General features: G+C 41.0%; 12 protein-coding genes and 2 pseudogenes. 6 read left to right on the forward strand and 8 right to left on the reverse strand.

All coding sequences use genetic code 11. The features are described from left to right. Positions 1-344 precede the first annotated feature (344 nt). A complete protein-coding gene (locus AB4Z50_RS26535) occupies positions 345-1,025 on the forward strand; it encodes a GNAT family N-acetyltransferase (RefSeq protein WP_441883769.1) in 681 nt (226 codons plus the stop codon). 613 nt (positions 1,026-1,638) lie between these two features. On the opposite strand, the gene AB4Z50_RS26540 is transcribed toward AB4Z50_RS26535, so the two are convergent. Genes AB4Z50_RS26540 through AB4Z50_RS26555 form a run of 4 tightly spaced genes read right to left on the reverse strand, consistent with a single transcriptional unit; the run spans position 1,639 to position 4,121 of the window. After that, on the reverse strand, positions 1,639-2,565 hold the full coding sequence (locus AB4Z50_RS26540) for a phosphotransferase family protein (protein WP_441883772.1): 927 nt from the start codon (positions 2,563-2,565) through the stop codon (positions 1,639-1,641). A gap of 58 nt (positions 2,566-2,623) precedes the next feature. Beyond that, complete coding sequence (locus tag AB4Z50_RS26545) at positions 2,624-3,082, reverse strand: GyrI-like domain-containing protein (protein WP_441883775.1); 459 nt, start codon at positions 3,080-3,082, stop codon at positions 2,624-2,626. A gap of 6 nt (positions 3,083-3,088) precedes the next feature. Continuing rightward, positions 3,089-3,427, reverse strand: coding sequence for a hypothetical protein (locus tag AB4Z50_RS26550; protein ID WP_441883778.1), 339 nt, complete (start codon positions 3,425-3,427; stop codon positions 3,089-3,091). Beyond that, entirely contained in the window at positions 3,387-4,121 is a 735-nt protein-coding gene (locus AB4Z50_RS26555) for a hypothetical protein (protein WP_441883781.1), read from the reverse strand. Before AB4Z50_RS26555 ends, AB4Z50_RS26550 begins: the two co-directional genes overlap by 41 nt. A gap of 190 nt (positions 4,122-4,311) precedes the next feature. Here AB4Z50_RS26555 and AB4Z50_RS26560 point away from each other — a divergent pair, with 190 nt between their 5' ends. After that, the gene (locus AB4Z50_RS26560; RefSeq protein ID WP_441883783.1) at positions 4,312-5,178 is read left to right on the forward strand and encodes an AraC family transcriptional regulator; all 867 of its coding nucleotides are present in this window, start codon (positions 4,312-4,314) and stop codon (positions 5,176-5,178) included. A 542-nt stretch (positions 5,179-5,720) separates the two neighbouring features. Here the strand turns inward: AB4Z50_RS26560 and AB4Z50_RS26565 are convergent. Both AB4Z50_RS26565 and AB4Z50_RS26570 read right to left on the reverse strand, forming a co-directional pair. Continuing rightward, entirely contained in the window at positions 5,721-6,095 is a 375-nt protein-coding gene (locus tag AB4Z50_RS26565) for a transposase (RefSeq protein ID WP_441883786.1), read from the reverse strand. 89 nt (positions 6,096-6,184) lie between these two features. Next, positions 6,185-6,613, reverse strand: a complete 429-nt coding sequence (locus AB4Z50_RS26570; RefSeq protein ID WP_441883789.1) for an IS3 family transposase — start codon at positions 6,611-6,613, stop codon at positions 6,185-6,187. A 991-nt stretch (positions 6,614-7,604) separates the two neighbouring features. On the opposite strand from AB4Z50_RS26570, the gene AB4Z50_RS26575 reads away from it, so the two are divergent. Further along, complete coding sequence (locus AB4Z50_RS26575) at positions 7,605-8,135, forward strand: acyltransferase (RefSeq protein ID WP_054025019.1); 531 nt, start codon at positions 7,605-7,607, stop codon at positions 8,133-8,135. 204 nt (positions 8,136-8,339) lie between these two features. On the opposite strand, the pseudogene AB4Z50_RS26580 reads toward AB4Z50_RS26575, so the two are convergent. Continuing rightward, a pseudogene (locus AB4Z50_RS26580) lies at positions 8,340-9,323 on the reverse strand (IS110 family transposase); the annotation flags it as partial. Between the two features lie 154 nt (positions 9,324-9,477). On the opposite strand from AB4Z50_RS26580, the gene AB4Z50_RS26585 reads away from it, so the two are divergent. From AB4Z50_RS26585 to AB4Z50_RS26595, 3 genes are all read left to right on the forward strand, one after another. After that, a complete protein-coding gene (locus AB4Z50_RS26585) occupies positions 9,478-10,035 on the forward strand; it encodes a hypothetical protein (RefSeq protein WP_441883792.1) in 558 nt (185 codons plus the stop codon). A 324-nt stretch (positions 10,036-10,359) separates the two neighbouring features. Then, positions 10,360-12,465 carry a PrsW family glutamic-type intramembrane protease gene (locus tag AB4Z50_RS26590; protein WP_441883795.1) on the forward strand — a complete coding sequence of 702 codons (2,106 nt, stop codon included), beginning with the start codon at positions 10,360-10,362 and terminating at the stop codon, positions 12,463-12,465. 27 nt (positions 12,466-12,492) lie between these two features. Continuing rightward, positions 12,493-13,083, forward strand: coding sequence for a pentapeptide repeat-containing protein (locus AB4Z50_RS26595; protein WP_441883797.1), 591 nt, complete (start codon positions 12,493-12,495; stop codon positions 13,081-13,083). A 45-nt stretch (positions 13,084-13,128) separates the two neighbouring features. Here the strand turns inward: AB4Z50_RS26595 and AB4Z50_RS26600 are convergent. Further along, positions 13,129-13,266, reverse strand: a pseudogene (locus AB4Z50_RS26600) (IS110 family transposase); the annotation flags it as partial. Between the last annotated feature and the right edge of the window lie 3 nt (positions 13,267-13,269).

Below are 13,269 nucleotides of genomic sequence, written 5' to 3' on the forward strand. Positions count from 1 at the left end.
GAGCTTTAGTTCACAATCCAACCAGAGCTTTAGTTCACAATCCAACCAGTATCAAATAAACGGCGGGATATCACGTATTTTACTCGTTGGATTGAAACAGATTCACACACTAAGCTTCATGCCAAATTGTTGGCCGAAAAGTTGAAACACGTTCCGAATTTGTTTGAATCGGACATTCGTTCGGGTATAGGAGCAGAAAAGAAAAATTCAATCTGTGAAAAGATTGCTTAAGGGTACGAGTAAATAAGTATAGGGAAGTGAACATAATGAGAAATCAAACAAGTAGAGTAATTAATATGCCTTTATTTTCACATACGATAACTGACTTTTGGCGGACGTCATTTTTGAACGGAGACATTCTCTATAGCGATGAAGTCTTTACTGTCGCCATCAACACTGACCTGAGCGAAGACCGTCGGGTCATGGTGCTGGAAACCTTTGTCGGCCGGGTTATGGCGGTCCTGACGCCTGCGCTGGCCGAAAAGTTAAGCCTTTATCAACGACAAGACCATTCTGAGCCGACCTTTCGCCGGAAATTGAATGAAGCGGGAGTCACTCTGCATGGCGCAGATTATCTTTTTTATTTTTCAGAAGCAGATAAGAACGTATTGCTGCAAGAAAACCTGGAAGGTGTCTTGCGTCGGTTAAGCGAGCAAGATGATTCGGTTTTCTCCGAGTTCCAGTCCTCCGCCTCGGAACAAGACTTGGATGACGCTTATGTGGAGTTGGATCACTGGGCGGTGTTCGGCTCTTTTGAGCAAAACCGCCTGGTCAGCGCCGCCAGCATGTATCCTTGGGAGAATGCGCAAGTCGCAGATCTCGGCGTACTGACTCTGACGTCCTTTAGAGGAAAAGGTCATGCCCGCAAAGTGGTGCGTTCAATCAGCAAGTACGCCTATGATCAGGGGTACGAACCCCAGTACCGATGCCAGCTCGATAACCTAGCGTCTGTGTCGCTGGCAAAAGCGGCGGGTCTAACGCTGTTTGGAAAATGGGATGTGATTTCTCCCGACTCCACTGACTGAGAGTCCGACTCAAAATTAAAATGTCATACTTTGCTGACCGAACCTGCGCCGCTGGGCGGAATTTTTTACTGACGCCAAGTGGCCTGATTGTTCGAGGCAACGGTGAACAATTGGGATCTCAAGCAGCGACTACAGTGCCGCTGAAGAGTTCATGAAGCGGATCGAAAACGAGATGTAGTAGAGAGTGTAGATAGATGCAGTTTCTGGCGAACCTACATGGGGAAAGTAGTTATATTATCCTAGAACCCTAGTTTAATTGACCTCTGTCATACCATCAACAAACGTAAATTCCTATTACCGTCTCCACACATGTGGAGTGCTGTGTGTCGGTAGTGAGGGAATAGTATTACATCTCGATGCAAGTTTCTATATAGTTGATAATATGTTCCTCCCAAGGTAACATACAGCAAACTTGTTCCTCGAGAGGTTTTCTTATGATTTTTGTTTCCCCTAATGAATATTTCGGCGTGGTAGAGCCACTTGGTTAATATGTGAGAGCCATGATGTTAACGAAATAAAGCCAGCAAGTTAATAAGGAGAGCCATCAGAATATGAGGGCTCTCCTATTTACAGTTTTAACTATCGTATCCTTTAGCGGAACTTCATATAAGTATTAATTGGTCAATCTTAAAAGCTCTTCGCGAAGTCCGAAATAAGCATCATTCCATCCCATCTTCGCATAAAAGCGTAATCCGATCAATCCATTGTAATATTTTGCCCCAATTATTCTTTCCTTAAAATTAGGAATGGAAATGCCAACCTGTTGCTGATAACTCTGGTATTCCTGGATCACATCAAGTTTCCTCAAGTGCCAGTCTAATGTTGCAAGGTCGACAAGAAAATCACCATATTTACCATTAGTGTCGATAATACCGGTTATACGTTGACCATCAGATAAAATATTAAACTGATGAAAATCACCATGAATAAAATACCGATGTGGTTCATTATAGCTGGAATAGGCCAATAAACGGTTATAACATTCATCAAACACATCTTTCTCCAGACAAGAAGTTTTGAATAAGCTGTACCACCCATCCCAGAAGGTGCCCGCCTGATCCTCTGCATTAATAGCAATTACATGTTCCCTCCAAGAATTATATATACCATTCCCGCTCGTATTTATGAATCCATAACCGTGTGTTTTACCTAACTCAACGTGGTTCATCCGAGTTAGAAGTTGAATGACCTCTGGAAGCAATTGGCGTTGTTGCTCAGGAGAGCAGCTTGCCAGATTGAGTCCACTGATCTTTTCTGAAATTAGATAGTTAAATGATTTAAATTTACCTAGCCCGAGACAAGAAGGAAACGGGATTCCCTGTGATGTTAAGAGGCCTGAAATAAATCTTTCAGTTTCAAAACTCCCTGCTAAGTCGCTAAATTTAATAACGTATTCCTTATCAAAAACCGAGAAGGAGAATACAGCGCTTAAATTACCCCCTTTTAATGGCGTTACCCCAATCACATTCGAACCAAAATATTTACTCAGCACAACTCCCACTTCCGAAGTTTCCAATGTTGGTTTTTCGTATGCAGTCATCTATTCCCATCCTCCCTTATTACAATGTATGCTGATTCTCGTCTTCATTAATTCATAGTTACAATTTACTTCTTGCGACTGGAACCCAGAGCTCATATGATGCATCCATTTTTAGTACTCGGAAAAATTGTACATTTACCACAAGCTCGTATCCATTTGTAGGAAACCATTCTGAAAATAAATAATACCAGGTGTTATACAATGTTTGCGGTGATGTTGAGGAAAGATCAAAGACTGCCCACTTTTGCTTGGAAATGATCAACTCAACAAGAGATTTAGGACATTCTGCAGTTGTTTCAAATCCAATATAATAATCAACTAGATTGTCTGTATGATCGACTGCTATATAAAGGATTTCATTTACTTTTTCCATATTTACCTGCTCAAAATAAGTTTGCATGTCTTCATGTGTTGTTTGATCAATTCCAGGAACAAAGACTCCAATTTTATGTATTGGTGAAGTCTTTTTAATACCGACAATCTTGAAGGATTCCATACTCACAAATCGGAAGTTCATTATTTATCAACCTTTCCGTTTATTTTTGTGTTTAACCCTCTCGAAAACATAAATGGTAGGGTGTAATCCCTTGAGACTTAACGGGAATGCTTTTATTAATCGCAAATGCAATGACGCAGCAACTTGTAAAATCTCATCCCAATTTTCTGTTAGAATGACAGCTTTCCCTTGGATTTTCATCACTCGAGTAATTTCAATTAATATTGCTCGATTGATTTCATTTGTTTCTTTTCCAAATGAAATTTGCCTTCCAAATGGCAGGTTTGTCACGACTTTATCAATAGAAGCATCGGCAAAAGCTAATTTACGAGCATCCCAATGTGTGACCTCTGCAAAAGTATCCATGAGATTCTCTTTCGCTACTTTGAGCGCCTGATGATCGATATCCCCCCCCTCCAATATAGGTAAATGGATAGGATAATCGTTCCCATAAGATTGTGCCCGATCCACAACAAGGGTCAATAAAAACATCCTCTTCTACAGGAGTAGAAAGCCAAACCATTGCATGAGCGACAGTTGGTAATAGTGATGCTGCTGAGAAACGTCTATCAATTCGCCTAAAGCGATAGGATGCATTAGTTAACTTAAGTGAAAAAAGTCCGTTATGATCTTCAATATCTAATCGAAACTCTACATCAGGAAGACGATTCATACTAATTCTTTTGGAAGGGTAACGTTTTTTTATTCCTTCCATTGCTGCATTTGCTGCTTCAAATCGGCTATAGGTTTGTGATCCTTTACGGCTAGCATTCACATAATAGTATGTACCTTTTTTTAGGAATGGCTTTAGATTTATACGAGAAACTTGATCACACAAATGATGAAGATGTAACCGATGCAATCCAATTTCTAATTCAGAAATAACCAAATATAAATTATTTGCTAGTCTTAAACTTTTTAGATGTTCAATAGCTAGAGTGGTTGTAAAGAAAACTTTTCCTCGATTTGTTTTTGTAATCACTATTTCAAAGCATCTGTCTTTAATCTCCTCAATCAAAAGATCCTCTAAACCAGGCAACACCGTGGCAAAATAGTTCATTTAAGAAGCTCCCTTCTTAAACAAACATTAGCAACTTTGCCAACATCGTTCCCGACAATTCTGATATTGCTTTTGTCGGATCAACAGTAATAAACTTAGTTAGAATAAAGACCCGATAAAATAAATACTAATTGTTGAGAGCATTTCTTTGATAGAAGTTATGATAATCAGGGACAGGATGTGTAAAGACATGAATTTACTGAAGCATATGAACGATGCTTTAACCTATATTGAGAAGAACCTTGAAAATGATATAGATATGGCTGAAGTAGCAAAAATAGCTCGCTGTTCAGAATTTCACTTCAAAAAAATGTTTTCCTATTTAGCAGGCATTACGTTACTTGAATATGTTAGAAGAAGACGGTTAACCATGGCTGGTTTTGAATTAAAGGTGCAACATATGAAAGTTATCGACGTTGCCATCAAATATGGCTATCATTCACCAGATTCGTTCGCGAAAGCTTTTTATCAATTGCATGGTATTAACCCTTCCGAGGTTAATAAAACCGGGAAATCCTTGAAATCTTTTCCACTCATGACTTTTCAATTAACCATTACAGGAGGAAGCGAATTAAATTATCGAATTGAAAAAAAAGAAGCATTTACAATTGTAGGTATAAAAGAAAGAATCCCTCTCGTTTATAAAGGAGAAAATCCTGCTATAACAGAAATGTTGACGAAAATAACAGGTGACGTTTACTCCAAGCTGAAATCTCTTGCAAATGTTGCACCTCTTGGAGGATATAGTGCTTCATTTAATATTAGGGAAAGAGAAAATGAGGAAAAGGCTGAACTTGATCATCTTATTGGTGTAGCAACAACAAAAAAAGATTTATTAGGTCTGGGTTCTCTTCATGTTGCAGCCTCTACTTGGGCAATTTTCACTGTCCTTGGTAATCCCGCCAACATGCAGGAAGTATGGGGACGAATTTATGCTGAATGGTTTCCTTCATCTGATTATCAAGTTGTAGAAGGTCCGGAAATTCTCTATACAAATAGTGATACTAATAGTCCAAACTATAAAAGCGAAATTTGGATCCCTGTAGAGAAAAAGTAAACCGTTCCGCTAATAATCAGCAGCTTAGGACATATGTTGAGCATTTCGTGTCCAAGCCCCAGTTTTTTTCTCCATTACCTACAGCATATAACGGATCCGCCAATTTGGCGGGCGTGATCTTTAGCTACACACTTTGTTTGTTAAATTAAGGAACCCGCCATCCTTTTTTGCACTCGGCTAATATAAGGGATTGTAAAAATCTGCGGGGTTGTCGGGCGCTTTTATTTTTTAGAAAGTATCCGACACTACGCACTCCACACATGTGGAGTGCTGTAACATGAACATTATTTTATGGGGACGAATTGGGGACGAAAACCGTCACCAAGCAACATAAAAGAATCAACTAGATCACACATCTGTCGGATCAAACCCTTATTTAATAAGGATTTATCCTACATCAACATATTAAATCCTAATCCATCTCTATCACTGGCAGAGATGAGGTCAGGGGTTCGATTCCTTATTTTCAATTAAGATCTTAAATACAAAAGAAACAGCTGTCGTTGGTCAAGACCCCTATTTGTAGACATTGCAAAAAACACCTAGGCAGAAAACTGACGTCTGTAAGCAACAGGCGTCAGTTTTTTTAGTTTTCTCTGCGGTCGCTCGTTATTATAGAAATGCAAATATTTTTCAATTCTCCTTTGTGCCTCTTCTAAACTTCGGATATGATAAGGATAGAGCGCTTCCGCTTTTAAATGCGAAAAGAAGCTCTCCATAGAGGCATTGTCATAACAATTGCCTCGTCGAGACATGCTGATTCGGGCGCCAACCTTCAGCAGCATGTCTTGGTAATCGTAGGACGTGTATTGGAATCCTTGGTCGCTGTGAACGATCAATCCAGTCACGTCCGTTTCCTTTTTAAAGGCTTTCTCAAAGGTTTGAAGAACCAGTTGGTTATCATTACGAAKGCTCATATGAGAAGCTACGAGTTCTCCGTTATACAAATCCTAAATGGCTGATAAATATATCCACGTATCGAATACGCGGTATTGAGTGACATCCGTTACCCACTTTTGGTTAGGCTTATCCGCTCTAAACTCACGCTGAAGCAAGTTTTCCGCAACGCGTGCACGCGTGCACCTACTGTGGTTTTATAGCTCTGACRTCGCTTCTGACGCATCTTAGAGCGAATCCCCATCTCTTGCATAAGCCTAAGAACTTTCTTGTGATTCACTCGTTTTTCATGGTCCTGAAGCAGATGCATTTGAATCTGCCGATACCCATACACGCCATTGTACTTCGCATACACTCGTTTGATTAGTGCCTTGAGATCTTCATCGCGATCTATATCTTTGCGCTTCAAGTAGGCGTAGTATCCGCTTCTGGAGACGCCAAACAATTTGCAGAGTTCAGTAAGAGGGTAGGATTCTGCTGCTGCTTCAATGGCACGATATTTCGTTTTTGCACCTCCCGCATCCAGATTTCCAAACACTTTTTTAGCATCTAATTATCTCGTTTAAGCTTTTGAACGTATCTATCCTGATCGATGTATTCCTCAAGACGTCCTCGCTGATCCAGTAATCCATATTCACCGAGCTACCTATATTCCTCATCCAAATCTTCACACGATTCTTGTCATTAATATTTAGGTGATTCGCTATCTTTTGATACGACCATCCCTCTTCAACATGTAAGCGGATTGCCTCCACTTTCGTTGTATCTTCATAATGCTTAAACTTTTGCCCTTTAACCGCCACAAAAATACACCCCCTAGAATTTCATCGGAATAACACGGGGGTTTTTCCAATGTCTATTCTAAGGGGTGCACTTCATAATATGTGGAGCCCTTTATGTTTTTCGCTAAGCTATTTGGCAGGTTAGTTTAGCTGCCACTAATCTGTTGTTAACTGACCGGCAGAATTACGTAACAAACACTATTGTTTTAACGTCTAATTGCTTAGTGGGTCGCAAACAAAAAATTGAGGTGTTAAATGTGGCAATGGAGGCTGAAGTCTTATCATTTTTAAGAATAGGTTTTGGAATTATAATCTCTCTGATATTCCTAGTGATCATTACCCTTCTTGTAAAATATAAGAGCTGGATATGGATGGTTTTTAATACACTCTATTTTATTCAGTTGGGCTTGGGGCTGGATTGAATTGTTAGGAGCAAGGAGAACTGGCACTATGGTTTCAGAAGAAAATTCTATGAACATCGGTTTGATTGGTATTATTTGGGCAGTCAGCATGATAAGACCTTCAGAGCGTACATCAAATAATCTAGGGTGAGAAAACGGGACGCGATAGTGGAAAAGCGGTTGCTGCGGTAGTCGCTTTTATAAAAAAATGACGCCTGGTCATACCTGGTTCTACATATCGGTAATCCGAATTAATTATTCAATATGAATAACTTTATTCGAAAATTTGTATTTATCTCTGTTATAATACTCAATAAGCGAACTGAAAGGAGTGGGAGGTTTTGATATGGGGTTTAAAACTGTACTGTACAAACTTAGAGGACTCTACAAATTCGGGAAAACAGCACCAAAGCTACGTGGGAAAGTGTTCGTTAATAAATTTGGAGCAATCAAAGTTGGAAATAATATTTCCATAATAGGACATCCATGGGCAGTTCAAATTACCAGTACCAAGGGTGCCAACTTGACAATCGGTGATAATGTATACGTTAATGCAGGTGTGGGAATCGCGGCTAATAAAGAAATTGTCATTGGAGATAATGTTAAGATTGGTCCAAGAACGAGTATTTTTGATAGCAATTACCACCGTATGGATTCTACCGATAAAGGTGAACTCGCTAAAAGAATTAAAATCGGTAATAACGTTTGGATTGGAGCGGATTGTACTATTCTTCCGGGAGTCACAATTGGAGACAATTCCGTAATCGCGGCTAAGAGTACCGTAAATAAGAATGTTCCTAACAATGTATTGGTCGGAGGAAGTCCTGCAAAGGTGATTCGCGAGCTTGAAATAGAGGATGGCTGGATTAGGGAATAATCAGTTTATCATATCATCAATAAATTCATACGGATGGACTGAAAGGGCTGCCTAGTGGTAGCCCTTCATTCCGCTATACCAGCTAATAGCCTGTCAATATTTAATTATTAATGAAGTAAACGAAGGATGCTATACTGGTAAAAATGCATGACAAATAACCGCTCTTAGAATTTGGGAAGGTTTTCCTCAATATCTAAACGTTGCTTATTCAGTCAAGCGGAAAGGTTCTTTCTTGGTCAAAATCGCATAAATCCAATGGATCAGTCTATTTACACAAGCGATCACGGCTATTTTAAATAGTTTGCCTTCTGCACGCTTTTTGTCGTAATAAGCTCTTATTCTCTTGTTACGTGAGCCTTTCAGTCCACACCTTACAGCTTGATATAAGGCTGTCCGAAGCCTTCTAGAACCACGTTTGGTGATTTTATTTCGGGTTGCTGTAAACTTAATACCAGCAAACGCAACCAGTTTCTTCGCGTGATCGAATCGATCAATTTCTCCGACCTCAGCTAAAATTGTTGCTGCAATTTTGGTGCCAATGCCAGGTATCGATTGGATTAGATCATACTCCATTAATTCTTCAGCCAGAGTCTCTATCGATTTATCCAGTTTCGTTAGATGCTCCTGGTACTGAAGAAGTAAATTAATGAATAGCTCTAATGAGATTAAATGACTCGGAAAAGCGGTCTCCCTGAAGGGATTTCGCTCTGCTGCAGCCATTAGTTTCTGTGCCCGTTCCAGCGACCACCGGTTCGAGGCAACATGTCCAACAAGGCTTTTTATGTTCGCCGTAACGTTTTCCTCGGACAACGCTAGCACCGATTGAGACGTTGGATACTGGGCCAGGAAACGAAGTGATACCTTAGAATAAAGGTCACCAAACACGCCATGATACTCTGGAAAGACTTGATCCAACACCGCTTGAAACTGCAACTTTACCTGGACATACATTTCAGTTAGTGACTCATGTTGCCGTGTCAGGTAACGCAGATTCATGAGATACTGACTCCGTTTTTTGTAAGGCTCCAGCTCTTCTTTGTAGAACATTTCACCCAATTGGTATGCGTCAGCAACATCCGTTTTCACCTTACGTAAATTCGTTTTTTTCGCTTGGTGTGAAATTAACGGATTGATAACGATATACAGATATTGATGATCATCTAGAAATTGAACTAACGGGAAACTATAGCTTAACAATCACCATAACCAGGCTGCCGGCATGAAACGGCAGCCTGGTTGTGCTAACGGGTAGTTTAACGCACTCTAAGTTTGAAGCGGTTCGTGGTTCGAGTACAAATAATCGGCTATGAGTACACTACCTAAAAAAGGGTGGTGTTATATCATGAGCCGCTTTCTGATAATTTGTTTACTACTGAGTAACTTGTTTACAAACGAAATACTTGCATCAAGTGTAGCACCACAGAGCGATGTTCCTCAATTAGATGAGCCATATATCGAAATCGGGTATAAGTCGGTTGGGGAAGCATTAAAGGAATGCGAAACGCTTAATCAAAGAGAACTTAAATTGCCGATTAAATTACCACCTATGGAATTTACTCATTATTTGGGTAGATGTGTAAACGACAAGGAGAATTATTACGATGAAATTCAAATAGAATACCTCCATGAATCTCAGGGCAAAAACCACTATAAGATTGATGTAAGACCTATTGAGCAGAAATTAGTCTTTGGGAAGTCAAAGAGAGCTGGGGGAAAATACAAATTCAAAGACGGTAGTGAAGCACTTTACTTTACAACTAAATCCCCAAAGGATAGGGGAGGATTCAATACTTTAGTGTTTGAAAAAAACGGATGGCAGTACCGTCTGGCAGTAGATAGTCGGATAGGGAATCATGTTACAGCGGATGTGCTCTTTGGAATAGCGGAATCTGTAAAGTAGGTTATATGTTGAATAAAAGCTAAGCCTTACCACAGTTTGATGATAAGGTCATTAAGCTAACGGGTACGATAGTTCAAAGAATCGACATAACACATCAACAATTTGAGACCAGCGCCTTTTGCCACATTTTAGAAGAATGCCTATAATACTAGTATCCCTTGAGAAACAGGTTAGGAACATGTTGCGGAGTTACTCTATAAGTCTCCGGTCCGATCGATCAGTGACCATGGTTTTCATATGTTCTTTTTAATTACTCGTGGCTGGACCGTCGTCAAGGGAGACGTCCCGCTCACACGAAGTCTGCTTTCAAAGGAGGCGACCTTAATGAATACGATCTGGTCCATCCGAACCGGAATTCGGGATTTCCTTGAGGCCATCCATCGAACTTGCCAATCATGGATTGAGAGATATCCGTTTATTAAAACGGCGTATACGATTTTTTCCTGGTTGTCGCTAATCATACTTGTTTTAAGTTTGTTTTTCGTTAAAGAATCTCGTACCATGATAGTTCAATATTTATGGTCGTTTTATGTGCTGCTTCAATTTTGGGTTCTGTGCCGAAGTAAAACGATGCCGTGGAAGCCGATCGTTCTGTTCGTTCTGGCAGGCGTTTTCTTTGTCGTACCGTTCACAACGATTTCGGTCAATGCTCTCCACGTGCTTTTCGGCGGAAAAACATCCGACACCTGGTCCATTGCCGTTATCACGCCAATTTTCGAAGAATTATGGAAGCTCCTTCCGCTAGGCATATTTCTGTTGTTCTCACGTCGAGCTTCCGCTTTGAGTTTAAGTGATTACACGCTTATCGGTGCGGCAACCGGCGTCGGCTTCCAACTGATGGAGGAGCTGTCCCGAAGGTGGCTAAGTTCTGGCGTTCTTGCGGAAAAGTTCGGCTACAGCTTTACGATGCTGGGCGGCGAAACGATTCATTGGGGTTTTTTCTCGCTGTTTCCCGGGCGTTTCGAAGAAAGCCTGTTTCCGACACTGATGACCGTCGGTCATCCCGTACATACCGCCATGATCGCGCTTGCGTGCGGAATTGCCTATCGGCTGCGGATAAGACTGACGAAATGGGTTTATCTGTTCCCGGCAATCCTTTTGCTTTGGTCCATCCTGGATCACGCGGCTTATAACGGTCAGCACCAGCTGCCGGGTTGGGTGTTCTGGCTTCATGATTGGACCGGCAGCGGTTATAAAACTCAGCCGGCCTTCCTGTTAATGCTGGCCGCATCGATTTTTGCCGATTACTGGTCGCTGAACAAAATACGAAACCGCATTCCTTTGCTGCAGAACGAGCCGCTTCTTAATCCGTTTACCGAGCTGTGGAATATGACCCGCTTTTTTTGTCTGGACCGGGGAAATTTCATATATTGGCTAGGCTTTTACCGGGGGCGCAGGGAGCTTGGATTTCATTTGCTTTATGGAAATGAAGAAGCGGCCAGTAGACAGGAGCCTGTCCAGGCTCGGGTAAAAACGCTTTACCAGGCGCTGACCGGACTCGCTGTGATTCTGCTTGTGGCCGGTTTGTTCGCAGGCATCGGGGCTCATACGGGCGGTGGAGAAACAGCATGTTTCGCCTGCATGTTCGATTCGCTGCAAAATTGGTGGGATCGGCTGGAGTGGTATGAACAGGGCGCGATCGTGCTCGGGGCACTTGCCTTATCACTGCTGTTCGTTGGATTCTGGCCGGCCTTAGGCGTCGCGATGACGGGGGCGGGAATCGCCGGGGGCGGACATGAGATTGCCGGCTATATCCGCGATCCGAAGAAGCTGCTGACTCCCGAAAATGCGCTTTCCGTGGCTGTAGGCATTGTATTAAGCCGAATTCCATTCGGCAGAGCGCTAAGATGGGTTGGAAAAAAAGGACTTCGATATGTGCGCAAGCTTCTGGATAAGCTCGGTTCCCGAAAGCCGGATATCGACGTCCCGGTTAAACCGAAACCCCCGGGGATGTCAAAAGCTGACTTAGAAAAAATTAGGGAATCAGCTCCAGAATACTATAAGGACTTGATGAACAAGTATGGAGATAAAGGAAAATACTTTAATAGATCTCTAGAAGACTATGAGAGTTTAGCTAAAGATCCAGCTAAAAATTTTAAAATTAATGAAAAATCAAGGATCGAGAGACAAGCCGGCTTAGAGTTAGAGGCAAGAGGGGATCTACCAGGTCCTATAGTTAGGGATCCCAATCCTGCCGGTGCAGAGTTTATTGATGCTACTGGTGTAAAATGGGACGTAAAAGGATGGCACTCTAAATATGCTCCTAAGGGGTATTCACTTGAAAAGGCAGTTTCTGGAATAGAAGAATCTCTTTCAAAAGGTGAAAATGTAATCATAGATACAACAAAAATGTTCCCAGAACATATCAAAGAAGTACGCGAGGCAGTTAACGAATTAGGTTTAAGTGATAAAGTATTGTGGTGGCCATAACAAAAAATATCCGAAAGGAAGTACTGCATGGATACTGAAAACATATTTTTTAAACATAACCAATGGGTATATTCAGATGGTGAAGCTGGTGAGAAATTAGAAATTGAAAAAAGAGAAATGAGTGAATTAGAAGTTACAGGTATGGATCTAAGTTGTTCATTAATTGTAGAATCGAATGTGAACAATTCAATCTTAACAAATAATGATATGAGTGATTGCTATTTTTTAAGTACCTCGTTTGATGAAACAAATCTCTCGGAAAGTATACTGAGTAAAACTATATTTGATTTCGCGTCATTAAAACATTCAATTTTGAAAAATTGCATAGGTATAAAGGCGTCATTTGAAGATGCAAATCTTAGCTTTGCTGACTTAACTGGATCGGATTTTCGTCGAGCATCTTTCCGAAGAGCAAATTTAAGTCACGCAAATTTTTCTAATGTTGATTTGACAAGTGCATTACTTGAAGGAGCCCTTCTCTATGGAACTAGCTTCAAAGGTGCAAAAGGGATTGATGAAGTGTCTGCCCATTATATTTTTGTTGGGACAGAAGAGGAACCAATTAGGTTGGAAGGCGATGATATCCACAAATGGTTGATAGAGCAGAGAAGAGGGTAACATTCACCTGGGCAATAATTTCATTTAATTGGCTCGATAGAAGACACTACCGACTACGATTCCTCGAAAATTAACAGCACGAGCGACATGCGTTTGCTGTGCGATGTCGATCCCGACGACTAGATGTTGAGTGGTAATTTTTTCAATGAGTTGATTTTGTATCGCTTGCGATTTAAACTTCATAGT

The sequence above is a fragment of the Paenibacillus sp. 2TAB26 genome (assembly GCF_052115145.1).
Lineage (GTDB): Bacteria > Bacillota > Bacilli > Paenibacillales > Paenibacillaceae > Pristimantibacillus.

Excerpts from the sequence above, each read along its gene's own strand:
- AB4Z50_RS26595 (WP_441883797.1), top strand. The coding sequence starts at position 12,493 with ATGGATACTGAAAACATATTTTTTAAACATAACCAATGGGTATATTCA.
- AB4Z50_RS26560 (WP_441883783.1), top strand. The coding sequence starts at position 4,312 with ATGAATTTACTGAAGCATATGAACGATGCTTTAACCTATATTGAGAAG.
- AB4Z50_RS26540 (WP_441883772.1), bottom strand. The coding sequence starts at position 2,565 with ATGACTGCATACGAAAAACCAACATTGGAAACTTCGGAAGTGGGAGTT.
- AB4Z50_RS26590 (WP_441883795.1), top strand. The coding sequence starts at position 10,360 with ATGAATACGATCTGGTCCATCCGAACCGGAATTCGGGATTTCCTTGAG.
- AB4Z50_RS26545 (WP_441883775.1), bottom strand. The coding sequence starts at position 3,082 with ATGAACTTCCGATTTGTGAGTATGGAATCCTTCAAGATTGTCGGTATT.
- AB4Z50_RS26550 (WP_441883778.1), bottom strand. The coding sequence starts at position 3,427 with ATGGATACTTTTGCAGAGGTCACACATTGGGATGCTCGTAAATTAGCT.
- AB4Z50_RS26585 (WP_441883792.1), top strand. The coding sequence starts at position 9,478 with ATGAGCCGCTTTCTGATAATTTGTTTACTACTGAGTAACTTGTTTACA.
- AB4Z50_RS26555 (WP_441883781.1), bottom strand. The coding sequence starts at position 4,121 with ATGAACTATTTTGCCACGGTGTTGCCTGGTTTAGAGGATCTTTTGATT.
- AB4Z50_RS26575 (WP_054025019.1), top strand. The coding sequence starts at position 7,605 with ATGGGGTTTAAAACTGTACTGTACAAACTTAGAGGACTCTACAAATTC.